Annotated in this window: 21 protein-coding genes and 3 tRNA genes; 13 read left to right on the top strand and 11 right to left on the bottom strand. The window is 45.3% G+C overall.

All coding sequences use genetic code 11. The features are described from left to right. The first annotated feature begins 28 nt into the window (after nt 1-28). The 3 genes from etrA (at nt 29) to ttcA (ending at nt 2,843) form a co-directional block, all read left to right on the top strand. Nucleotides 29-778, top strand: a complete 750-nt coding sequence (gene etrA / locus AC0VXX_RS09075) for an electron transport transcriptional regulator EtrA (RefSeq protein ID WP_475516851.1) — start codon at nt 29-31, stop codon at nt 776-778. A 94-nt stretch (nt 779-872) separates the two neighbouring features. After that, nucleotides 873-1,805 carry a universal stress protein UspE gene (uspE, locus tag AC0VXX_RS09070; RefSeq protein ID WP_475516850.1) on the top strand — a complete coding sequence of 311 codons (933 nt, stop codon included), beginning with the start codon at nt 873-875 and terminating at the stop codon, nt 1,803-1,805. 84 nt (nt 1,806-1,889) lie between these two features. After that, the gene (gene ttcA / locus AC0VXX_RS09065) at nt 1,890-2,843 is read left to right on the top strand and encodes a tRNA 2-thiocytidine(32) synthetase TtcA (RefSeq protein ID WP_475516849.1); all 954 of its coding nucleotides are present in this window, start codon (nt 1,890-1,892) and stop codon (nt 2,841-2,843) included. Nucleotides 2,844-2,957: 114 nt separating this feature from the next. On the opposite strand, the gene AC0VXX_RS09060 is transcribed toward ttcA, so the two are convergent. Together AC0VXX_RS09060 and AC0VXX_RS09055 are read right to left on the bottom strand one after the other, a co-directional pair. Next, nucleotides 2,958-3,587, bottom strand: a complete 630-nt coding sequence (locus AC0VXX_RS09060) for a DUF2987 domain-containing protein (protein WP_475516848.1) — start codon at nt 3,585-3,587, stop codon at nt 2,958-2,960. Beyond that, complete coding sequence (locus tag AC0VXX_RS09055) at nt 3,565-4,392, bottom strand: glucosaminidase domain-containing protein (RefSeq protein WP_475516847.1); 828 nt, start codon at nt 4,390-4,392, stop codon at nt 3,565-3,567. Before AC0VXX_RS09055 ends, AC0VXX_RS09060 begins: the two co-directional genes overlap by 23 nt. Before the next feature lie 133 nt (nt 4,393-4,525). On the opposite strand from AC0VXX_RS09055, the gene yvcK reads away from it, so the two are divergent. Then, nucleotides 4,526-5,431: a uridine diphosphate-N-acetylglucosamine-binding protein YvcK gene (gene yvcK, locus AC0VXX_RS09050; protein ID WP_475516846.1), complete on the top strand. Its 906-nt coding sequence runs from the start codon at nt 4,526-4,528 to the stop codon at nt 5,429-5,431. Nucleotides 5,432-5,581: 150 nt separating this feature from the next. On the opposite strand, the gene AC0VXX_RS09045 is transcribed toward yvcK, so the two are convergent. From AC0VXX_RS09045 to AC0VXX_RS09025, 5 genes are all read right to left on the bottom strand, one after another. Further along, the gene (locus tag AC0VXX_RS09045) at nt 5,582-6,775 is read right to left on the bottom strand and encodes an amino acid aminotransferase (protein ID WP_475516845.1); all 1,194 of its coding nucleotides are present in this window, start codon (nt 6,773-6,775) and stop codon (nt 5,582-5,584) included. Between the two features lie 295 nt (nt 6,776-7,070). Then, nucleotides 7,071-7,156 (bottom strand) — tRNA-Leu (locus tag AC0VXX_RS09040). A 39-nt stretch (nt 7,157-7,195) separates the two neighbouring features. After that, nucleotides 7,196-7,269 (bottom strand) — tRNA-Cys (locus AC0VXX_RS09035). A gap of 34 nt (nt 7,270-7,303) precedes the next feature. Next, nucleotides 7,304-7,379, bottom strand: a tRNA-Gly gene (locus AC0VXX_RS09030). 242 nt (nt 7,380-7,621) lie between these two features. Next, nucleotides 7,622-9,058, bottom strand: a complete 1,437-nt coding sequence (locus tag AC0VXX_RS09025) for a glyceraldehyde-3-phosphate dehydrogenase (protein ID WP_475516844.1) — start codon at nt 9,056-9,058, stop codon at nt 7,622-7,624. Nucleotides 9,059-9,262: 204 nt separating this feature from the next. On the opposite strand from AC0VXX_RS09025, the gene AC0VXX_RS09020 reads away from it, so the two are divergent. Continuing rightward, nucleotides 9,263-10,105 (top strand): DUF2989 domain-containing protein, encoded by an 843-nt coding sequence (locus tag AC0VXX_RS09020; protein ID WP_475516843.1) that lies wholly within the window; start codon nt 9,263-9,265, stop codon nt 10,103-10,105. 230 nt (nt 10,106-10,335) lie between these two features. Next, nucleotides 10,336-11,346 carry a type I glyceraldehyde-3-phosphate dehydrogenase gene (gap, locus tag AC0VXX_RS09015; RefSeq protein ID WP_475516842.1) on the top strand — a complete coding sequence of 337 codons (1,011 nt, stop codon included), beginning with the start codon at nt 10,336-10,338 and terminating at the stop codon, nt 11,344-11,346. A gap of 501 nt (nt 11,347-11,847) precedes the next feature. Here gap and AC0VXX_RS09010 read toward each other — a convergent pair. Then, on the bottom strand, nt 11,848-12,123 hold the full coding sequence (locus AC0VXX_RS09010) for a hypothetical protein (protein WP_110457898.1): 276 nt from the start codon (nt 12,121-12,123) through the stop codon (nt 11,848-11,850). Between the two features lie 248 nt (nt 12,124-12,371). Further along, nucleotides 12,372-13,067 (bottom strand): SDR family oxidoreductase, encoded by a 696-nt coding sequence (locus AC0VXX_RS09005; RefSeq protein WP_475516841.1) that lies wholly within the window; start codon nt 13,065-13,067, stop codon nt 12,372-12,374. 132 nt (nt 13,068-13,199) lie between these two features. Between AC0VXX_RS09005 and AC0VXX_RS09000 the strand changes: the two genes are divergently transcribed. The 3 genes from AC0VXX_RS09000 to AC0VXX_RS08990 all read left to right on the top strand — a co-directional run bounded on the left by AC0VXX_RS09000 (nt 13,200) and on the right by AC0VXX_RS08990 (nt 18,953). Beyond that, complete coding sequence (locus AC0VXX_RS09000; RefSeq protein WP_475516840.1) at nt 13,200-14,255, top strand: phosphotransferase; 1,056 nt, start codon at nt 13,200-13,202, stop codon at nt 14,253-14,255. A gap of 319 nt (nt 14,256-14,574) precedes the next feature. Beyond that, entirely contained in the window at nt 14,575-15,762 is a 1,188-nt protein-coding gene (locus AC0VXX_RS08995) for an efflux RND transporter periplasmic adaptor subunit (RefSeq protein WP_475516839.1), read from the top strand. 5 nt (nt 15,763-15,767) lie between these two features. Beyond that, on the top strand, nt 15,768-18,953 hold the full coding sequence (locus AC0VXX_RS08990; RefSeq protein ID WP_475516838.1) for an efflux RND transporter permease subunit: 3,186 nt from the start codon (nt 15,768-15,770) through the stop codon (nt 18,951-18,953). Between the two features lie 109 nt (nt 18,954-19,062). Here AC0VXX_RS08990 and pgm read toward each other — a convergent pair whose 3' ends face one another. After that, a complete protein-coding gene (pgm, locus tag AC0VXX_RS08985; RefSeq protein WP_475516837.1) occupies nt 19,063-20,730 on the bottom strand; it encodes a phosphoglucomutase (alpha-D-glucose-1,6-bisphosphate-dependent) in 1,668 nt (555 codons plus the stop codon). A gap of 209 nt (nt 20,731-20,939) precedes the next feature. Further along, nucleotides 20,940-21,524, bottom strand: coding sequence for a replication initiation negative regulator SeqA (seqA, locus tag AC0VXX_RS08980; protein WP_475516836.1), 585 nt, complete (start codon nt 21,522-21,524; stop codon nt 20,940-20,942). 277 nt (nt 21,525-21,801) lie between these two features. Between seqA and AC0VXX_RS08975 the strand changes: the two genes are divergently transcribed. The 4 genes from AC0VXX_RS08975 (at nt 21,802) to fldA (ending at nt 23,818) form a co-directional block, all read left to right on the top strand. After that, complete coding sequence (locus tag AC0VXX_RS08975) at nt 21,802-22,584, top strand: alpha/beta fold hydrolase (protein ID WP_475516835.1); 783 nt, start codon at nt 21,802-21,804, stop codon at nt 22,582-22,584. Nucleotides 22,585-22,731: 147 nt separating this feature from the next. Further along, nucleotides 22,732-22,953 carry a DUF2788 domain-containing protein gene (locus AC0VXX_RS08970; RefSeq protein WP_475516834.1) on the top strand — a complete coding sequence of 74 codons (222 nt, stop codon included), beginning with the start codon at nt 22,732-22,734 and terminating at the stop codon, nt 22,951-22,953. Nucleotides 22,954-22,965: 12 nt separating this feature from the next. Beyond that, nucleotides 22,966-23,238, top strand: coding sequence for a LexA regulated protein (gene ybfE, locus AC0VXX_RS08965; protein WP_110457905.1), 273 nt, complete (start codon nt 22,966-22,968; stop codon nt 23,236-23,238). A gap of 52 nt (nt 23,239-23,290) precedes the next feature. Then, a complete protein-coding gene (fldA, locus tag AC0VXX_RS08960; protein WP_475516833.1) occupies nt 23,291-23,818 on the top strand; it encodes a flavodoxin FldA in 528 nt (175 codons plus the stop codon). Nucleotides 23,819-23,970: the final 152 nt, after the last annotated feature.

Genomic DNA, 23,970 nt, shown 5'->3' with positions numbered 1-23,970 from the left:
GGCATAACTGTGAAATTCGAGAGACATTATGACGGATACCATTAAAAATCGTCGTTCGGCAGCCCCGGGATGCGCTATACATTGTCATGACTGTAGTATGGGTAGCCTTTGCATACCTTTCACATTAAATAACAATGAATTAGATCAGCTCGACGAGATCATTGAGCGTAAAAAGCCTATCCAAAAAGGTGAGCAGATTTTTAAATCTGGCGACGCACTAAAATCTCTCTATGCCATTCGCTCAGGTACCATTAAAAGTTTCACCATTACCGAGCAAGGCGATGAGCAGATCACTGGCTTTCATTTAGCTGGCGACGTGATTGGTTTTGACGGTATTCACTCGCAAATTCATCAGAGCTTCGCCCAAGCATTAGAAACCTCAATGGTGTGTGAAATCCCCTACGAAACCCTTGACGATTTATCTGGCACCATGCCTAAATTACGTCAGCAGATCATGCGCTTAATGAGTAACGAAATTCAAAGCGACCAAGAGATGATCTTACTATTGAGTAAGAAAAATGCCGAAGAGCGTCTCGCCGCTTTTATCAGTAATCTCGCTAACCGTTTTGGTAACCGTGGTTTCTCTCCTAAAGAGTTTCGCTTAACCATGACCCGCGGTGATATCGGCAACTATCTCGGCTTGACTGTCGAAACTATTAGTCGACTACTGGGTCGTTTTCAAAAATCAGAATTGATTGAAGTAAAAGGAAAGTACATTACTATCATCGATTTTGAGTCCCTTAATAAGCTAGCCGGTAACAATAGAATCGGTCGCTAAACAAGCGTTTTAATGGGTAAACTTGATCTAAGACAAGGCAATTTACCCGTTATCGCCCATTATTAAATTACAACGTCAGATAAAGGAATGATCTATGAAGGACTATCATAAAATCCTTGTTGTAGTGGACCCTACAAACGATGAACAACCGGCACTCGCAAGAGCGGTTAAACTTGCCATAAAAAACAAGGCCGCCATTAGGGTATTCTTGTCTATTTTCGATTTTTCCTACGAAATGACCTCCATCTTATCGGGCCAAGAACGTGAAGCCATGCGCCAAGGCGTGATAGCTCAGCGACAAGCATGGTTAGCCGATATTTTGCTGCAATACAAAGACAGTGGTATCGACATTCAAAGCGAAGTTGTGTGGCATAACCGCCCGTTTGAAAGCATTATCCGGCATGCAATCGAAGGTGAATTTGACCTCATTGTTAAAGGTACCCATCAGCACGATAAGCTAAAATCGGTGATCTTTACCCCAACCGATTGGCACTTAATGCGCAAAGCGCCCGTACCCGTACTGCTCGTTAAAGAGCATGACTGGCCAGTGGCCGGCAAAATACTGTGTGCCATCAACGTTGCATCAGAAGATGACGATCATCAGACTCTTAACGGCAAGATAATCGAACACGCCCAAGACTTAGCCAAGAAGTTTGACGCTAAAGTGCATCTCGTGAATGGTTATCCAGGCACACCGGTAAACTTAGCAATTGAACTGCCCGACTTTGATGCACATACCTATAGCGAAACCATTCGTATGCAGCATGAACAACGAGTTTGGCATTTGGCCAGCCAATATGGCATCTCAACCGATTTTTGTCATATTAAAGAAGGGTTACCTGAAGATGTGATCCCCGAGCTGGCTGAGCAACTCGATGCCGAACTGGTGATCCTTGGCACCGTTGGCCGTACTGGATTTTCGGCCGCATTAATTGGTAATACCGCGGAGCATGTAATCGACAGCATTAATTGTGATCTATTAGCTGTCAAACCTGATGGTTACAAGTCGCCGCTTGAAGATGAGTAACAGCTAACGCACCGCTTCTTTAGACAATTGATTTAAGCTATACTACGCGCCCAGAATTTGATGATACTAGGCGCGTTTTTTATTATGTCTGATGATACTCTCTTAAAAAAACAGACCACACGGTTAAATAAGCTACAGAAGCGTCTTAGACGTGAAGTGGGTAGCGCTATCGCTGATTACAATATGATTGAAGACGGTGATACTGTCATGTGCTGCCTTTCGGGTGGCAAAGACAGTTACGCCATGCTCGACATTTTACTTAATCTACAGCAGCGTGCGCCGATCTCTTTTAAACTGGTCGCGGTCAATCTTGATCAAAAGCAACCGGGTTTCCCTGAAGATATTTTGCCAGCGTATCTCGATACGTTAAATGTGCCGTATCATATTCTTGAAAAAGACACCTACTCTATCGTTAAAGATAAGATCCCTGAAGGTAAAACCACTTGCTCTTTGTGCAGTCGTTTACGCCGGGGCACCTTATATGGCTTTGCGCAGCAGATAGGTGCCAACAAAATTGCCCTTGGCCACCACCGCGACGACATTATCGAAACCCTGTTTTTAAACATGTTCTATGCGGGCAAACTAAAAGCCATGCCACCTAAATTACTCTCAGATGATGGCGCTAATGTGGTTATTCGTCCCTTGGCGTACAGCCGAGAGAAAGACATTGCCGAGTACGCCGCCTTAAAAGATTTTCCAATCATCCCTTGTAACCTGTGTGGTTCACAAGAAAATCTTAAACGCGCAGCGGTAAAAGAGATGCTCAGCACCTGGGACAAACAGTTTCCTGGCCGTATCGAAACTATTTTTACCGCCATGCAAAATACCAGCCCATCGCAAGGGGTCGACAGAGCGCAATTTGACTTTGCCTCGCTTACGCGCGATCCCGACGCTCCGATGAAAGGTGATGTGGCTGAGTCAGATCTGCCCGCCTTTGATTTTCTCGATATTGCCAATAACGGTCATATCGACTTAGATGCGGCTAAGCGCAATACCGATGCCTTAAAAATTGAGGTTGTCAGTACATATACGCCTTAGCATTTAATGGTCAGAGCGTGACATAAAAAAACCTCCATCGGAGGTTTTTTTATGTCTGTGATGGTTTATCCGTTATCGACAACAGCCAGTAAAGGGCTGAATAAAACCTATCTGTTATTTATCGCTAGAATTGACCCAAGGGCTGACGACATCAGGGCTACGATCAAAGCTAATACTATCTAGCTGATTGATACGCTCTCGAGACAATCGAAAAACACCATTAAAGCCAATGGTTTCACCATCAATCTTTACCGTCGCGGCTTGATTAAACTCAAAGTTAAGGCCACGAATATCATCAGTAAAATAACGCATAGGGAAGCCTTGCATGGTATGCAGTAGATCATCCATTTGTGCTTGCAACATGATTAAGTCAGCTTGTTGATATTGCGGCTGCGTTTGCTTGGCGCGTATTTGCATGGCAATACCACATTGGCTAGCATCATTTTGCATCTCTAAATGCACTAATGCCCTGTCCGACTTAAGCCTGTCATCATAAGGAATAAAGATGCGCTGCGAGTCAGTAATGGTTAATGGGAACTGCTCTTTTTCGGTTGCAATATAGCCACTTTTTACCACACAGCCTTGTGCTTTAGGTACTGAAAAAGTTAACTCAATCAGCGGATAATGGCCTTTATTCACCTGTTTAAGGCGTTGATAAAAACCTTGGTATTCCAGTGATATCGGCGTTGCTTGGGCAGTAATACTACCAAGTAGTAGGCAACTAAACAGCAGAGCCTTGTTCATAATTTTCCACCAAAAATTGATTATTGTGACGTAACATATCGAGCAATTCTTCGATATAAGCTTCTTGTCGCTCAGAATAATTGAGTAAGCCATACACTAATTTATCAGCTCTAACGGGTTCCCCTTGTGCGCGCAAATCGGCTCGGATAGAGCGTAATAGCGAATAGGCAGCATTTGAATTTAAATTACGCATGTAAGACCCTACAGAATCATCGACACTGTTAAACACGGCGACTTCATGGCTCATCCCTTCACTGCGTGATTGAGGCACAAGACCACAACCTTTTCTAAAGCACCATTGACCAAAAAAGTTGAGTCCCTCTTTGGCAAAGCGGCTACTGCCCCAACCTGTTTCATTTGCCGCCTGAATTAATACCAAGTCTTCTGGAATAATGTCGACGCGTCTAAGTAGCTGATTAAGATTCTTAACGGTCACGCTGCGCATACTGTATTGGTATTTACTGGCTAATTGCTGAATACGAAACTGCTCCGCTTCAGACAGTATTTCACCATCTGCGAGATGTTGTTGTGATGCGAGCAGAAACTTGCGCTCTTCTGCAATAATACTGTTGTGATGCTGCACTGCAGGGCGTAAGAAATCAAAGAAAGCTTTTTTCTTTTCTGCCACATCGGCAATCGCTTCAAAATCTGGGATCTGGCTGTATTGACGCTTATTTTTTAATAGCTGGCCTTGGCTGCTCTCTTCGTTTGGCTGCTGGTCAACCAGCAAGAGCTTAACCGCCAATAGGGACGCCACCACAACAGCCAACGCTATGATAACTTTATTCACACTACCTGTTTTCAAATTGCTAACTCTTTTAAGGGCTTAGGAGGTGATTATATGCGATCTACGCCACGAAACAAAACCACTATGCCTCAAGACATTATTCGCTATAATATCTCGCGATATATTGGGGATTCAGGAAGGAAAAACCCGCATGCACAACTATGCACTTAATCAATTTACAAATGTGGTTGCCATTGGTGGCGGTCATGGGCTGGGACGAGTGCTTTCTGCATTATCATTTTTAGGCCCTAGGCTGACAGGCATTGTGGCCACCACTGATAATGGTGGCTCAACGGGGCGATTAAGACAGCAGCAAGATTGCATTGCATGGGGAGATTTACGCAATTGTTTATCACAACTGGCATCGCGGCCATCTGTAGGCTCACTATTATTTGAATATCGCTTCAGTGGCCAGCATGAGTTGAATAATCATAATCTCGGCAACCTTATTTTATTGGCGCTCGATGAACTTTGTGTCCGCCCTCTTGATGCGGTTAACTTGATCCGTAAGCTGCTCAATATCGAAACCCAAGTGATCCCAATGTCGGAAGAACCGACTCATTTAGTCGCCATACAATCTTGTGGTACTAAGATTCTGGGCGAAGTTGAAGTCGATGGCATGAAAGAATCGCCTATTGCTTTATCACTTGAGCCAATGGTTCAAGCCACCGCAGAAGCTTGCAATGCGATAAAATCTGCCGATTTGATTATTTTGGGCCCTGGTAGTTTTCTCACCAGTATCATGCCGCCATTATTGTTGCCTATCTTAAGCGAAGCTTTGGCGAGCAGTAACGCCAAGGTGATTTTTATCGACAACTTAACTGCCGAGCCGTCATCGGCGGTGGATTTTAGCCTCGAAAAGCGCTTACATTGGTGTGAGCAAGTGCTGGGGAATAAAGTGGTCAATCATGTGTTATGCCATGGTGAGCAGTGCCACACCGACGGCAATATCACCTATTTTCCGCTGCGCAGTAAACATCATGTAGGCCTGCATGATCGCAGCGCCTTAGCAGAAGCTATCTCCTTTATCACTCAGATTCCTGCGCTCGAATCTTAATGGCTTAGCACCACTCCCATATCTGCAAAAAAAAACCACATAAAAACCACATAAAAACTATACAAAACCATAAAAAAAAACGGTTAGCGCACAAGGCGATAACCGTTTTATAAAGAACACATGCGATCAGTACATTAGCGTCGTAGTAATTTACACCACTTGCGCGATAGCCTTGCAGATTGCTGGCATATTGTCACGGGTCATCCCCGCCACACTGATACGGCCAGAGCCAACAATATAAATACCAAACTCGTCACGTAAACGTTCGACTTGCGCTTTGTTCAGCCCTGAGAAGCTAAACATCCCATTTTGCGTCGATATAAAACTGAAATCTTGGCTAACGCCCACGCTTTTAAGGGTATCAACAAACAAAACACGCATCTGGGCGATACGTTCACGCATCTGTTGTAGCTCTGCTTCCCACATTGCTCTTAATTTATTATCACCCAAAATGGTGGCCACAATCAGCGCGCCATGAGCCGGAGGATTGGAATAATTACCTCGAATAGTGCTCTTCACCTGGCTAAATGCAGTTTTAGCTGTGTCTTGATCTTTCGCCACTAAAGTAACAGCGCCAATACGCTCGTTGTAGAGACCGAAGTTTTTAGAAAATGAGTTAGCCACGATCAGTTCAGGAACGATATCGGCCACCAAACGTAACCCTTGGGCATCTTCTTCAACACCATCACCAAACCCTTGGTAGGCGAAATCAAATAAGGGCACTAATTCTTTTTGTAAACATAACTCAGCAACGGCTTGCCATTGGCTCTGATTAAGATCGATACCCGTTGGGTTATGACAACAGCCATGCAGCAGCACTAAGTCCCCTGCTTTTGCGGTGGCCAAATCAGCCAGCATAGCGTCAAAATCCATGCTATGAGTTGGCGCATCATAATAGCGATACTGTTTCACTTGCAGCTGCGCAGATTGAAAAATATTGTTGTGGTTCGCCCATGTAGGATTACTGACCCAAATGGTATTTGAGTCAGTATTACGTGCCACAAATTCAGCAGCCACTCGCAGAGAACCTGTACCGCCTGGCGCCTGAGCGGTCACGGTACGTTGTTGTTGCAATACTTGATGTTGCTCACCAAAAAGCAATGTTTGTACCGCGCTGTTATAAGCCTGTACGCCATCGATACCTAGGTAACTTTTACTTGTTTCATTATCAAGCAGTTTTTGCTCTGCTAATTTAACCGACTTAAGAATAGGAGTTTGACCTGACTCATCCTTATAGATCCCTACTCCCAAATTAACTTTATCTGAACGTGGGTCGGCTTTAAAAGCATCGGTAAGGCCAAGAATGGGATCGGCTGGAGCCAGTTCAACCTGGTTAAATATCATGACAGCATTCCTAAAAATTAGAGTAAATGTAGGGAGTTCGCCGCCATTTATACCATTGTCGACGACGGCTTCATAGCGGATTTTCATCAGCATCCGTTTTTTTGCGTTGCGATAAGGGTTATCTCATTTTTCTGCTTAATAACTATCGATATTTCAATATATAGGCAAGATTTTCACGATCGGTTAATTGCGTAGCGATGACACTCTATCGGTTTTCCATGGCGTTTTATGGCTAAGCAGATTGACGCAAACAAAAAGGCCTCAACTTTGTTGAGGCCTTTTTGTCATCTTAAGATGGTACCCGTGGCCAGACTTGAACTGGCACGCTTATTCAGCGAGGGATTTTAAATCCCTTGTGTCTACCGATTCCACCACACGGGCAATGTGTGCGTTTTATCGCAATTGCGCTAAAACTAAAAGTGGAGGCGCGACCCGGAGTCGAACCGAGATCGACGGATTTGCAATCCGCAGCATAGCCATTCTGCCATCGCGCCTTATATCGAAGGCGTTAAGGCCAATCGTGAAGATTGGAGCGACATATCGGGTTCGAACCGATGACCTATACCTTGGCAAGGTATCGCTCTACCAACTGAGCTAATGTCGCAGATCTTAATGCTTTCAATCTCAATCAAGTTCCAGTTAAGAAGCTTTCCCCTGACTGCGGAATGGCATTCTACCGATTTACGCTCAAGAGTCAACGCTAAATTATGCAATAATCGAGATTAATTAACTGGTTGCTGCAATATTGGTCGTTGTGATTTTTTGTTAACCAAGCTAGGTTAATAACCGTATAAAAAAACGCCCGAATCAAAGACTCAGGCGTTTTTATGATGTTTAACTAATAAGTTAAAGGTTAGGCAATGACTGATATTGCAGTCCTAACATCTTTTGCATCACGCCAACAACTTGGCAGCTGTAGCCAAATTCATTGTCGTACCATACATATAAGATAGTACGGTTACCTTCGGCAATAGTGGCTTGTGAATCAACCACGCCCGCGTAACGTGAACCAACCAAGTCTGACGAAACAATCTCAGTTGACTCGGTAAAATCAACTTGGTTTTGTAATTCAGATGACAAGGCAACTTTACGCAGATACTCGTTCATATCTTCTTTGTTGGTTTCGCCATTAAGGTTTAGGCTGATAATCGCCATAGAGACATTAGGCGTAGGCACACGAATAGCGTTACCCGTTAACTTACCAGCTAAAATCGGTAGCGCTTTAGCCACCGCTTTGGCGGCCCCCGTTTCGGTGATCACCATGTTCAATGGTGCGCTGCGACCACGGCGGTCTGCTTTATGATAGTTATCAATTAAGTTTTGGTCGTTAGTATACGAATGGATCGTTTCAACGTGACCATTGATAATGCCGTACTTATCATTGACGGCTTTGAGTACTGGCGTTATCGCATTAGTCGTGCAACTTGCCGCCGATACGATAGTGTCTTCATCTAAAATATCATTCTCATTCACGCCATAAACGATATTCTTAATGGCCCCCTTCGCAGGAGCGGTCAGCAATACTTTTGCCGCACCTTTCGATTTAAGATGAAGACCTAAACCGTCTTCATCTTTCCAAATACCCGTGTTGTCGACAACTAAGGCATTATCGATACCATATTGAGTGTAATCAATTTCATCAGGAGAGTTGGCGTAGATGACTTGAATATAAGTACCGTTGGCAATAATGGCGTTGTTGTCTTCATCGACTTCTACTGAACCATTAAAAGGTCCATGGACTGAGTCACGGCGTAACAAGCTGGCACGCTTTTCTAAATCGCCCTTACGACCACCGCGAAGCACGATAGCACGTAAACATAATTTGTTGCTCACGCCCGTTCTTTCAATCAATAAACGCGCTAATAGGCGTCCTATACGACCAAAACCATACAACACCACATCACGCGCTTGCTGTGTATCTTCATGATCGATGGCACTTGCCAATTCTTGGCTCATATAGGCTTCAATCTGGCTCGCATCTTGATGCTCACGCCAGTAGTTGACCGCTAATTTACCGATATCAACTTTGCATTGCTTTACAGCAAGCTTGCTAAGTGCTTCTACAAACGGGAAGCTTTCACGCAATCTGAGTTTTTCGCCAACATGACGGCGTACTAAACGATGGGATTTAATGATTTCGATAGTCGAAGCATTAAGAAGGGGTTTACCGTATAGAACGACTTCTACACCTTGATTACGGTACAGCTTACCCAACAGAGGCTGCATCGCCTCTGCCATTTCAAAACGTTCTTGCCAACTTTGTAGGTGTTTATCAGCGGTCATTTACAGATCCTTTATCTCACTTTAACTACTTTATTTGTAGAAATATTTGAGTAACAAAGAGAAAAGCCCAATAATCTAGTCTTATCGGTACAAAATCCCCCTTGTTGGTCGGCGCTATTGTAATGAAAACACGGCTTTCGATCTAGTAAGATATTTTCCGTAAATATGTAATAATATTAGATAAAATCACCAAAGGAACTCGACTTGCGTACAAAATTTGTAATCATTACACCATTATTGTCGGTTTTAAGCGTTTTCACCCTTTTCGGCTGTGATAATGGTGTTAATACCACCACCATTTGTAAAAATAATCCTGAGCTTTGTGACGATTTACATCGCGATAGCTGGTGTAAATATGAAAAAGCAGACCTGATCAAACAACGCTATGTGCTAAAAAACAGCCCGTCGCCCTCTGGTGAGCAAGTTTATCAACAGCTGATCAACCTAGAAAATTACAACAAATGCATCGAGCTGGCTGCAGGTGTTGAGCATATTTTGCATCCAGAGCGCACAAATGATCGCGCCAAAGCCTTTGGTGTCAGCGCGCAAAATCTCTCGCAGCTGCAAGCCACAACCAAAAATAATCCCGACATCTATTTGTCCTTTTACCACTGGACCCGTTTAAGCGATGCTAAGGCACAGGCACGAGTGATCCAGGCTGAGCGCGCAGGCAAAGTAAGCGACCCACTGATATTGGCACAATTGGCCGCCTACTATCAAAAATCAGATAACCAAAAGGCAATGACGCTGTATTTTAATTTGTTAGAGACCACCAGCCCAGAGCAGTTTAATCCTGACTGGCTATTGGGACTCGCTAGCCTTTATCAGCAGCAAGGCGATTTAGAAAAAACCTATCTGTTTTCTAAGGCCAACGTCTTAATGACCGACAATACCGCCTCGGCGCAGAAAATGAGTGCCTTAGTTAATGGGAATAAACAGATTGAGGCCGTCTTAACAGAGCAAGCACAAACCTTAGTTGTGCATCTTAATCAGGGCGACTACGCTTCTAGTGATATTCGACAACAATTACACCCAAGTGCGCAATGAAAGGTGATAAAGTAACTTGTCGAACCGTTTGGATGGCAATTTATCGGTAACGAATAGTATTTTTTTTACAGATTAAGCCCGTTTTTTTGTAAAAAACCTGATCTTTGTAAAGGAAACAGCGAAATTGTTACGCTATTTAACCGATATCAGCCGATATAGCTTGACGATAGCTGTCATTTTGGTAATTTTACTACCAGATTACTTTTATACATTTACTTGAGGGATATGAGATGACTATCCGCGTTGCAATTAACGGCTATGGCCGTATCGGTAGAAACATACTTCGCGCGCTTTATGAAAGCGAAAAAGACTATCCAATCCAGATCGTTGCCATTAACGATTTAGGCGATGCTTCTATTAATGCTCACCTCACCAAGTACGATTCTGTACATGGCCGCTTTAATGCCAAGGTCGAGCATGATGATGAGGCTATTTATGTAAACCAAGATAAAATCCTCACCTTCTCTGAACGTGACCCTAGCAAGTTGCCATGGGCTGAGCTAAATATCGATGTAGTATTTGAATGTACGGGTATCTTTACGTCTAAAGAAGCGGTACAACCGCATCTTACTGCAGGCGCCAAGAAAGTGATTATTTCTGCCCCAGGTAAAAATGTCGATGCGACCGTTGTATACGGCGTCAATAATGACATTATTACTCCAGATATGACGGTAATTTCCAATGCGTCTTGCACCACAAACTGCCTAGCGCCTTTTGCTAAGCCGTTAAATGATGAAATTGGTATCGAGTCGGGTCTGATGACCACAATCCACGCTTATACCAATGATCAACGTTTATCAGATGTGTATCACACTGACTTACGACGTGCTCGTGCTGCGGCTATGTCAATGATCCCAACAAAAACCGGCGCTGCGGCCGCTGTTGGCCTTGTGGTACCTGAATTAGCAGGCAAATTTGATGGACTCGCAGTGCGCGTACCTACGGTAAACGTGTCATTGGTCGATCTGTCTTTCATCGCAGCCCGTGACACCACGGTTGAAGAGATCAACGCCATCATCGAAAAAGCAGCAAGTGTTGCGCCAATGAGTGAAGTATTAGCGGTTAATCATGAGCCATTGGTTTCTATCGACTTTAACCACAATCCTTACTCATCAAACTTTGATGCGACGCAGACTCGCGTTAATGGTCGCCTAGTCAAGGTAATGGCTTGGTACGATAACGAGTGGGGCTTTAGCAACCGTATGTTAGATAACGCCGTTGCCCTGATGAATGCCAAGTGATAAGTAAGACTCACTAACCGCTATTGAGATTAGATAAGTTAGCGGTTAGATAAGTTAATAAACATATAAAAGGAGCCATTAGGCTCCTTTTTGATTTAATGCATTCTGACAGCAGATCCACCAGCCAGCCGTTTTTCGCACAGAGTGACTTATATTCATTTGGTGAAGCCACTCAATATCAGTTACCGAGCAGATAATTGCTTTAGTGAGCGAAGAGGCTGATGAGTGTTCAGCTTGTGGTCGGTGTTATAACCTTAACGAATATGGCTTCTGTAAACGTTATGCTGCCTGTATACGTGAGGCAATATATAGAGTTGCTGTAACGATTGAGCATACGTTGAATTTAGTGAAAAACTGAACTCGAAAATAAACCGGCCGAGGGGTGTAATTGGTGCGGATAACCCTCGTTGATTAACCTGCGCCTCACAATCTTATCGGTAGCGACTAACCAATAATAATTTAAAAGTCATGTTCTAAGTCGTCGATAACGTTTAAATGTATTTAAAAGCGTTTTATCCGCACGACTTTCATCACCTCAAATTCCAGCCCAGCGACCGTTTCAACCTCAGGGTAGTAGGTCATATTCACCTTCTGTCCTTGTAAACTACGGTATTTTTTAGTGCGCTTAAATTTAAACGGTGCATCGCAGCCTTCAATCATTACTGTATGTTGTACCCACTCGTCGGTTTCTCTTTGAGTATGAGAAAGAATTTTCACTCCTTCTGAATGCACTAAACCGTCATGTTTATCGAGCATTTTATCTACAACATGTTTCATAACCAGACCTTTTTACGATGAGCAAATTTAAACCTACGAAAATGACAATAAAAAATTATATAACATCTCATCGAATTTGCATGCGGCCCTAAATTGTACCAAATCTTGAGCGTTAACAATACCTCTACCGCCCGTTACTTAGCAATCGAAGGTATCAATGTCCTACACTGAGCGGCATATTGAATGTACGGGCTGATGGCCGCCCGAACTTTGCAGCATCGCCATCTCAAATCGTGGGTACTGGTTACTTACCAAGGCAGCGGGTTACCATCGTAATTATAAAAGCCACCACTGCCTGTTAATACTAACTTGTCGATACAATGACTTAAGCCCGCGACTGAGTCTTCTACACTGATAAGCGCATTAGGGCCTCCCATAGCGGTTTGTACCCAGCCAGGATGATATACAGCACAGGCGATACCATCAGCATGCAAATCAATGGCGAGACTTTTTACAGCGGCATTAAGCGCCGCCTTAGATGATCGATACAGGTATGCCCCGCCACTATTATTATCGGCAATACTGCCCATTTTAGATGAGATAAAAATCACTTTACTCTGCCTGCTTTGCTTTAATAACGGATAACAGGCTTGTGTCAGCATGATTGGGGCAATGGCATTGACTTGCATTACCTTAAGCCACTCCTGCTCATCACAATGGCCAAATGTAACCCCTTTGGGGCCATAGTCACCGGCATTATTAATGAGCAGATCGATTGGCTCACCAGCAAGGCTATCAATAAACGCATTCATCTCGGCTTTAACGGTAATATCCAATTTAGCCAAGGTCAATTGTGGATACTTTTGGCTTAACCGCTGTAATGCATCGGCGTGTTGCGGCGCGCGGCAACACGCAGTGACGCGCATGCCTTGTGTTAGGTAATGGTTAACAAATCCTAATCCTATGCCACGATTGGCACCGGTGATCACTATATGTGGACTCATATGTCCTTCCTTATGTTGTCTACTTTTTACATTGTGGGCTTCAAAGAAACGCCTTATGACATTTAATACTAGTTAAAAAGCTATCTTATTTAAATTTAACGTCTCTGTTAACCTGAGGATGTTTTTGCCACAATGACCATCTTATTTTTTAGATGGTCATCTGTTTTGGATATTTGCCAATATTTAGCATCGACATTGGATGCCACTCAAGTGGTTAAAGTGGCGAGTCTACAAACCTTATGGAGCGGTTATGGTGAAATCGCCCGTTATCAACTGCAGATCAACGCCAAACCACGCAGTGTCATTGTAAAGCATATTAGTCCCCCACTTGACGTTGACCATCCCTATGAGTGGCATAATGCGATCGCTCACCAACGTAAGATGCGCTCCTATCAAGTTGAAGCACATTGGTATCAACACTGGGCGCACTTGTGTGGGCCAGCCACGCCAATGCCAACTTATATCGCCCACGGCCAAAATGACAATACTAACGAGTCGGTTATGGTACTCAGTGATTTGGATAGCAGTAACATAAAGACTGGCGGTTACCCACTGCGTTATCAGTCATTAACGGTTACGCAAACCAAGGCAGTGTTAAGTTGGCTCGCGGCGTTTCATGGCCAATTTATTATCCAGCATCCCGCAAAAGAGTGGCCAGAGGAGTTATGGCCTCAAGGCACCTACTGGTATCTGGCCACACGAATGCAAGAATATTCCGCTATGGATGACGGCGCGCTTAAACAAGCAGCGCAGGCCATTGATGCTCGGCTAAACCAAGCTCAATTTCACACTTTAGTGCATGGCGATGCCAAAGTGGCTAATTTTTGCTTTCGCAATGATGCCGCTGAACATGGTGAAAGCGTGAGTGTTGCCGCCTTAGACTTTCAATATGTCGGTAAAGGTTGCGGGGTTAAAGATGTTATCTACCTCTTAGGCAGCTGCTTGGACGAAGCCATTCTCTTTACACATTATGACGAGCTCATGGAACATTACTTTAGTCAATTTCGCAAGTCAGCTAGCGCTACCTTAACGGGGGCTGTGATCGATGCAGCGATCTGTGAATGGCAACAACTATTGCCCTTTGCTTGGGCTGATTTTGAACGATTTTTAGCAGGCTGGGCACCATCACACCATAAGCGACATCGTTTTAGTGACATGATGACCCGCCAAGCACTGGCTCTGTTGTAACGACTCTTGCATAGCTGAGGCTATATCGACACTCATTATGCTCATCATCGACCTCATTACCGAACTTAGCACAATAGCCTAGGTCTTACTCTCCATCGTTAAGTCGGCCTTGTTGAGCAGGCTTAACAAGCCTAGCAGCCTAACCCTAAGCCCTGGTAACTAACTTGTTACATACCTGTTTACATTATTAGGCTTTAACAATTGCGCCGTTAGGCTAACATTCCAACCTTAAAGTTAATACGTCCGTATCATGGTCTTCTTATCGAGACCGTTAGACGTCCAATAAGCATAACTTAGCTTCAACAAGAGGAAGCCGTTTGTGGCAAGTAAAAAACAAATAATATTACCTATTGTCGTTCTCGCCGCCGGGATTGGCGGATACGCCATCATGGCATCCATGAAACAGCCTCCGCAAGAGAAGCCCGTTGTCGATAATACCCCAGTGGTTGCGGTCGATATTATTGAGAAGCAGCCAATGATCTTTGCTGTTAACTCTTATGGCATAGTCGCGGCTAAATATGAAACCGAGTTGGTATCACAGGTCAGTGGTGAAATTGTTTATTTAGCTGATGCCTTTGTCCGAGGTGGCTTTGTCAAACAGGGGCAAGTGCTGGCAAAGATTGACCCAAGTGATTATGAGGCGGCGTTAATTGATGCAGAAGCCACACTGGCATCGGCCAAGGCGACCTTAGTACAAGAAAAAGCCTTTGGCAAAGTCGCCGAAGAGGAGTGGAAACGTATCGAAAATGGCGCCCCTACCCCCCTAAGTCTGCGTAAGCCCCAGCTTGCACAAGAGTTAGCTCGTCTGCATTCATCTGAAGCCGGTGTTTTGCGCGCCAAGCGAAACCTTGAGCGCACCATTATCAAAGCGCCCTACGATGCCCTAATTGAAAACCGTCACGTTGGCCTTGGCTCTTATGTCAGTACGGGCACCGCACTTGGCAATGTGCTCAGTACCCAAAAAGCCGAGATCCGCTTGCCGCTACCCGATAAAGAAGTCCGCTACCTTAACGATCGTGGCATAGGTGCTAGCGTCACCCTACAAGGCGATGTTGCTGGTTTACCACAACAATGGCAAGCCACCATAGTTCGCAGCGAGGGCGTCATCGATGACCGTAGTCGCATGACCTATCTGGTGGCCGAAGTGGTTGACCCTTACGGTTTGGTATCGCCTAAACAGCCCCTGCGTTTTGGCAGTTATATCACAGCCAATATCAAAGGCCGCCAAGCTCAAAGCGTCACGACAGTTGCGCGCCATCTTATTGTCGATAACAAAATTGCGTTGCTCGATGATAACAACCAACTTAAATATCAAAAGGTGCAGATACTACGTGAACAAGGGGCTCAAGTTGTCATAAGCGAGGGGCTTGAGTCAGGTATGAGAGTGATCACCTCTGCCCTTGACTACCCCATAGCGGGCATGGCACTGGCATTAGAAACACCACAACCGATACCTGAAGACACCCAGACCCCATCAACTCAACTGGCAATGGATGATAAGGAATAATTTGGATGCCTGATACTAATAAAGGCATCATTGCCTGGTTTGCACGTAATAGCGTTGCAGCCAACCTGTTGATGATCATTATCATTCTAGGTGGCTTAATGACAGCCAACACCATTCGAAAACAGTTCTTCCCGCAAGTGGAGATTAACTGGGTTCAATTCAGTGCTTTCTATCCTGGGGCGGCGCCACAGGAGGTTGAAGAAGGGATCACCATAAAAGTAGAAGAGGCACTTGAGCGGGTTCAAGGATTGAAACGGGTGATCACCTATTCAAACCGTAATTCAGCCTCGGGCTACTTTCGTATCGAAGACTCCTATGATCCGCAAGTGGTGCTCGATGAAATCAAATCTGAAATTGACTCCATCTCCAGCTTTCCCGATGGCATGGAGCGTCCACGTGTTGAGCGCATCAAGTTAAGGCAAGAGGTGTTTTACATCAGCTTGTATGGTGACGTTCCACCTAAACAGTTAAAAGAACTCGGCGAAAAAATTCACGATGAGCTGATGCAACTGCCGCTGGTTAATATCACTGAGTTTTATGGCGGTTTAGGCTATGAAGTTGCCATCGAGGTCAGCAAAGATAGGCTGCGTGAATATAACCTGACGTTTAGCGATGTCGCAAGCGCAGTGCGCGGTTATTCGCGCAATATGTCCGCTGGGCAAATTAAAGCGGAAAACGGTTATATCAATCTCCGGGTACAAAATCAGGCGTATGTTGGCTATGAATTTGAAAACCTGCCGCTGATCACCTTAGAAGATGGCACTAATGTGTTGCTTGGGGATGTGGCCACCGTTATCGACGGTTTTGAAGAAGGGATCCAATACTCAAAATTTAACGGCAAAAACTCGGTCACTTTCTTTATTGGCGCGTCGAACGATCAGAGCATGACAGATGTGGCCAAAGTCGTTAAGCAATACGTTAACGATAAACAGCAAACCTTGCCAGCAGGGCTCAAGTTAGAAACCTGGGTCGATATGACCTACTACCTTGAGGGCAGACTCAACCTGATGCTCGACAGCATGAAAAGTGGCGCCGTATTGGTGTTTATCATGCTGGCACTGTTTTTACGGGTACGTTTAGCATTTTGGGTCATGATGGGGCTGCCGGTGTGTTTCCTTGGCACCTTATTATTTATGCCCATGGCGATGATCGATGTCACCATTAATGTCATTAGCCTCTTTGCCTTTATCTTAGTGCTGGGGATTGTGGTCGATGATGCCATTGTGATGGGAGAAAGCGCCCACACCGAATGTGAAAAGCATGGGCAAAATATCGATAATGTGATCCGCGGGGTGAAACGGGTCGCCATGCCTGCAACCTTTGGGGTATTGACCACCATTGCGGCGTTTTTGCCTATTACGCTCGATAATGGCCCCTCCTCGGCATTTGGCCAATCTATTGGCTATGTGGTGATCTTGTGTCTGCTATTCTCTCTGGTGGAGTCTAAGCTCATTTTACCCGCACACTTAGCCCGTATGAAACCTAAAACCATTGTTAAACCCGGCTCTAAAAAGCCGCTCGACTTACTTAGATTGGCAGTAAACGCGCTGCAATCTCGAGTCGATAACGGCTTACAATATGTGATACGCCATTGGTATCATCCATCATTAACCTTAGCGGTAAAGTATCGCTACGCCGTCATCATGCTGTTTATCAGTTTTATCTTAATCTGCGCTGGGCTCTACTCTGGTGGCATTATCCGCTATGTGGGTCAGCCTAAGATCCCCCATGATTTCCCGCGGGTGAATGTTGAGATGAATGTTGATGCCTCGGAGAAAGCAACTCTGGCGGCCGCGCTCGCTATCGAACAAGCCTTATATGATGTGGATAAAGCCATAGAAGCCGAATATGGGCAAAAAATGATAGCCGATATGCAGGTTGATCTTGAAGGCCGTACCAGTGCCAATATCATGACCAAGTTGGTCGACCCTGAACTGAGGCCAATGGATACCTTTGCCCTTGCCGAGCGTTGGCGACAAGCCATGCCCACCATTGCCGGGGTCAAGTCCTTTACCATACAAGATAATTTATTTGGTGGCGGCCGTGATGACGGTGACATTAGCTTTCGTTTAGAGGGGAAAGATGACGCGCAGCTAGTCGCCGCGGCCTTGGCGTTAAAAGCGAAACTGAACACCTTAAAAGGGGTCGGCGATGTGAATGATAGCCGCCAATCCAGTGCTAAAGAGGTGCAGTTTAAGCTTAAACCCCTCGCTAACAGTGTCGGCTTAACGTTAGCTGATATTGCCGCCCAAGTGAGTGCCAGTTTCTATGGTATGGAGGCGCAGCGGATTTTACGTAACGGCGAGGAGATAAAGGTGATGCTGCGCTATCCTGAGGCGCAGCGTAATGCGATAACCCATGTGACAGAGGTCATGATCCAGACGCCCCAAGGCGCTGAGATCCCATTGTCAGAGCTGGCTGAAATCGAAGTCACTCAAGGGGTGAATGGCATTCGCCGCGAAAACGGTAATCGCACCATCAATGTGTGGGCTACCGTCGATGCTGCGCAGGCTGAACCCTTTAAATTAGCGCAAGATATTCGTGATAACTTTATTCCTGACCTATTGAAGCAATACCCAAGAGTGAAGAGTGAAGTGTCGGGTAATATTCAAGAACAGATGGAAAGCGCCAGTACTCAGCTACGCGACTTTGTCATTTCGCTCTTGGTGATCTACAGCTTGCTTGCCGTGCCGTTAAAGTCGTACTTGCAACCCTTTATGATCATGTCGGTGATCCCGTTTGGGGTGATCGGCTCAGTTCTGGGGCATATGATCTTAGGCATAGATTTAAGTGCCTTGTCACTGTTTGGGATTATTGCCGCCGCTGGGGTGGTGGTTAACGACTCTTTGGTGATGGTGGATTACATCAATCGCTCACGCCAAAACGGCGTGGCGATGAAAGTCGCGGTGATCAATGCTGGCTGTCGCCGCTTTAGGGCCATTTTACTGACCTCGCTGACCACCTTTATCGGCTTAGTGCCTATCATGACTGAAACCAGCATGCAGGCGCAGATGGTGATCCCTATGGCGGTATCCTTGGCCTTTGGCGTGTTATTTGCGACTGTTGTCACCTTGGTATTGATCCCCTGCCTCTATCTGATGATTGAAGATCTTAAGGCGTTATTTCAGCCAAAATCGACAGGAGATACTCCAATGTCACCCACAGATCTACACCCTGAGCCACAATCTTAAATGGTTTAGGCAAGTCGATGACGGTTTAACGACGCAACAAAAAAGCCAGCGAGATGCTGGCTTTTTTTATGTTGACCGCCTTTTATGTGACCGTCTTAAGCAATGGCCGTTATGCCGACAGCATCGCTTCTATCATCTGCTGCGCTTGCGCCAATAGCAGCTCAAGATGCTCGGCCGATACAAAGCTCTCACCATAGAGCTTAAACAAGGCTTCGGTACCCGAGGGGCGCGCGGCAAACCAGCCATTCGCCGTCACCACCTTTACCCCCCCAATTGGCGCCTGATTGCCCGGTGCATGGGTTAAGATAGCGGTGATGGCATCGCCCGCCAAAGTATCACTTCCCAATAACTCACAAGTGACACTTTGGGTGATTAATTGATTAAATTTAGCTTTACGTTTGGGAGTTACTGGCGAATCGATGCGCTGATAAAAACTCTCACCGTGACGCTCAACCATCTGCTGATAACGCTGCGCAGGCGTCTGGCCCGTTACCGCTAAGATCTCTGCCGCCAGCAAGGCCATAATAAAACCATCTTTATCGCTACACCAAGTGCGGCCATCACGTTGCAAAAATGCCGCACCAGCACTCTCTTCACCGCCAAAGGCCAATGTGGCCTCACTCAGGCCATCAACAAACCACTTAAAGCCCACCGGTACTTCACACAATGGCCGACCTAGCTCAAGGCATACCTTATCGATCATCGCGCTGGAGACCAAGGTTTTGCCGATGGCTAAGCTGTCAGCCCACTGCGGACGATGGGTGAGTAAATATTCGATTGCCACCGCGAGGAAGTGATTGGGATTCATTAAGCCGGTGCTCGGGCACACAATACCGTGACGATCATAATCGGGATCATTGCCTACACAGATATCAAACTCATGTTGATGCGCCAGCAACCCTGCCATAGCATAGGGCGATGAGCAGTCCATACGGATCTTGCCATCTTTATCTAACGGCATAAAGCTAAAGCTTGGGTCGACCTTGTCATTGACTAAGGTAATATCAAGTTGATAGCGCTTAGCAATTTTGTCCCAATAATGAATACCAGCCCCCCCAAGTGGATCGACGCCAATCCGCACTCCTGCACGGCTGATGGCCTGCATATCGATAACATCGTCAAGGGTATCCACATAGGCCGACATAAAGTCGACAGGCTGAATTAAACTGGTGTGGGTCGCCAATGAATAGGTAAGCCGTTTAACGCCCTCCAGCTGCTTAGCCAAATACTGGTTGGCGCGCGCTTCAATCCAGGCGGTTATCTCACCTTCTGCTGGACCACCATGGGGAGGGTTATATTTAATACCACCATCTTGTGGCGGATTATGTGATGGGGTGATGATTAAGCCATCGGTTAATGCCGCGCCCGGTTTTGATTTAGCGCAGTTCGCCCGAACAATCCCGTGAGAGATCACCGGCGTTGGCGTAAATTCATCATGGGCTGCCACTCGTGCGGTTACCGCGTTGCCGCTTAACACTTCTAAGGTGGTCACAAACGCCGCTTGTGATAAGGCATGGGTATCGATGCCAACTAACATGGGGCCAGTGATCCCGGCTTGCTGACGATAATCGACCACAGCTTGTACTATGGCTAAAATATGCTTTTCATTAAAACTCTTAGCAAAAGCGCAGCCACGATGACCTGACGTACCAAAACTAACCCGTTGTGAGTCAATGTTGACGTCGGGAGACAATCGATAATAATGGCTCATCAATTTAGGGATATTAACCAAATCCATTTGTGTTGCAGCAAGTCCTGCCCGTTTATCTATCGCCAAAATTGAATCCTGTTTCTGATCTCTGAGGGTAAAATACGATGTCAAGGTCCAAGCCCACTACCTGGCTTGCGATGACAACCTACTGAATAAGTTAGATATTAGTTTACACCAGGTAATATACAAACTTAAGTCGCCTAATTATAATCCGATGATTTTAAAAGCTTTATTAAGCTATCTGAGGTAAACAGTCAAACGTGTATAGTGTGCGCTTAAATTTGGTTCACAATCAGCTCAACTTGCTCTGGGTCAACACCAAACTGAGTTAATACTTCACTTAAAATAGTGCGTTTTTTAGCAGTATTATTATTGGTGGTTACCCAAAAACCGCTTTGGCCGATCTCTTTCGGGTTGGCTGACTTACTGGCTTTAAGCAATGATGCCTTAGAAGTGGCAAAATAGAGACGGTCGCGGCCTTGAATTTGCAACACTTGATCAAATTGCTGTGGCATTGCTTTATAAATGGTTTCTAAACTAAATAAGAAACGACCCACCGCGCCTTTTTGTTGCGCTAACGCCTCTGTATCCGTTAGTTGGTTAACCAAGGTCGATAATGGGATAGCCGGTGCCGAGGCTTCATCAACACGTGCGGTAGCAGAGCTGGCCATTTCTGGGTGTCTGTCCATGCCAGGTTGGCTGATCTTTTCAGGTGGCAGCGCAGCAACGGCTTCAACATTAACACCGTCAATATCTAAGCCCAGTAGTCGACGGAGGATCTCAGAAGCACTCTCCCCTATGCGCTCAGTTTTGCTTGCGATATGGCGATACAACTCTTCATCAATCTCAATATATTTCATGACCAAAATCTTCCTTAAACAGTGAAAATTAACCCATTATTATTGTTTGCTTTATCGATCCATACACCCATTTGTCAGATCCTCTCAAGTGTATGCTATCTGCCCTTAGGGAATAAAGGCCTGTGTGGCTAAATTTGATCTATATAGCCAGTTACACCGCAAATTGTCGCACAATCGGTGAAAAACCATGCAGCTACGCCAAGCATCACGGGATAGTGCTGTTATTTAACCCCATTTACAGGCACAATTTGGCGCAAATTTTCAACACTGCACACTTATGTCTACTGTCAATTTCGTCGTCACAGGACAAGGGTCGCCAGTCGTCCTGATCCATGGTCTGTTTGGTAATCTCGATAACCTCAAAGCATTAGGCGCTGCTTTGGCTAATCATCAAGTGATCCGCATTGATGTACCTAATCATGGCCTCAGCCCCCATTGGCAGCAGATGGATTACCTCAGCCTCGCGAAGGCGATGGTTGACCTATTAGATGAACTATCCATTGAAGCGGCTCATTTTGTTGGCCACTCGATGGGCGGTAAAATTGCCATGGCAACCGCACTGCGTTATCCCGAACGCGTTATCAGTATGACCGCGGCTGACATTGCCCCAGTGGCTTACCAACCTCGACATCAGAGCGTGTTTGCCGGCTTAACAAGCCTAGATGTAAGCCAATTAACCAATCGGGCCCAGGCGCTGGTGCAATTGACAGAGGCTGGCATTGACGAAGTGACCGCACTGTTTTTACTGAAAAACTTACAAAAGTCTGACATTGGATTTAGTTGGAAGATGAACCTTGCAGGACTGCAAGCATGTTATGCCAATCTTATCGGTTGGCCATTTAATGATGCCTCCCAGTACACCCCTTATAGCGGCCCAAGCCTGTGCATTCGCGGCGCAGATTCAGATTATGTCTTAGCCGAACATCGGCAAGCCTTTCTCGACCAGTTTCCTGCAATTCAAGCCAAAACCATCGCGGGGACTGGGCATTGGTTACATGCACAAAAACCGGCCATTTTTAACCGTATTGTCAGTGAGTTTATTGCTCAAAATGAGCAGTAATCATAAGAGGGTTAACCACATAACTGCGATGATAGAGGGTTAAGATGATGGTAATAATTTTCAAATGGCGTAGCGTAAATCGTATAGCAGAGCGTCATTAACTATGGTATATTCGCGCCTCTTTTTTTAACCTGAGGGAACGCAGCGATGTTATCTCAGTATATGGAACAGATAGAGGCTTTAGGCTTAAACCTGTTCTTTGCAGCGATATTTTTCTTTATAGGTATGGCGATACATGATGTGCTAAAACAGGGAGAAGTCCCCAAGTTTGGCCGTTATATTGTATGGCTGGTTTTGTTTCTCGGCTGCGCCGGATTTATAGCAAAAGGATTAATACAGATGTCCTGGGAAGGCTCAGGCATTGGTTAACATGTAGTTTCAATGGCAAAAGAATCATCTGACAGAACAACGATAGACCTGTTTGCTACTGAAAAACGTCGAGGTCGTCCTCGCAGTAATCCGTTATCCAGAGAGCAACAGTTAAAGGTCAATAAGCGCAATCAAATTCAGCGCGACAGGGCTAATGGTTTAAAACGTATAGAGTTAAAGGTGTCACAAGATTTGTATGACGCCTTGAATGAAAAGGCATTGGCCAGTAACATCAGCCGCAGCCAGTTAATCGAGTCAATTTTGCAGCAGCAGGTTGATCGCTGAACACATTGCAAATTTGCATCAATAAATTAATGAACTAGATAAAGGAAAGACAATGGCAACTGTAGGTCTTTTTTTCGGCAGTGACACAGGTAACACCGAAGCCGTCGCCAAAATGATCCAGAAGAAACTGGGTAAAAAAATGGTCGATGTTAAAGATATCGCCAAGAGTACTAAAGAGCAGATCGCCGATTACGATCTCCTCATTTTTGGTATTCCCACCTGGTATTACGGCGAAGCACAATGTGATTGGGATGATTTTTTCCCTGAATTAGAGCAAATTGACTTTGACGGTAAGCTGGTGGCCATTTTTGGTTGTGGCGATCAAGAAGACTACGCCGAATATTTCCTTGATGCGATGGGCATGGTTAACGACATTGTTGAAGCGCGTGGCGCAGTGGTGATTGGTCATTGGCCAACCGACAGCTATAACTTTGAAGCCTCTAAAGGCTTAGCCGATGACAAACATTTTGTGGGTCTTGGCATCGATGAAGACCGTCAACCTGAATTAACCGAAGAGCGTGTTGATGCTTGGGTTAAGCAGATTTACGAAGAGATGTGCCTAGCTGAATTAGAAGATTAATCTTGCTCTAGCGGGATGAATGATAGATATGTAAAAAGCGGCTTATTTAGCCGCTTTTTTTAGCGCATCACTATAGATACAAACAGATAGAAACCGCTGCAATTCTAGCCGACAACTTTTCTAGTCTAGTAGATAACCAAAGATAGCAAAGA

The organism is Shewanella sp. QJM3NY_23, from assembly GCF_056173105.1.
The sequence above is the reverse complement of the archived record's forward strand: the minus strand, read 5'-3'. Positions and strand labels throughout refer to the sequence as shown.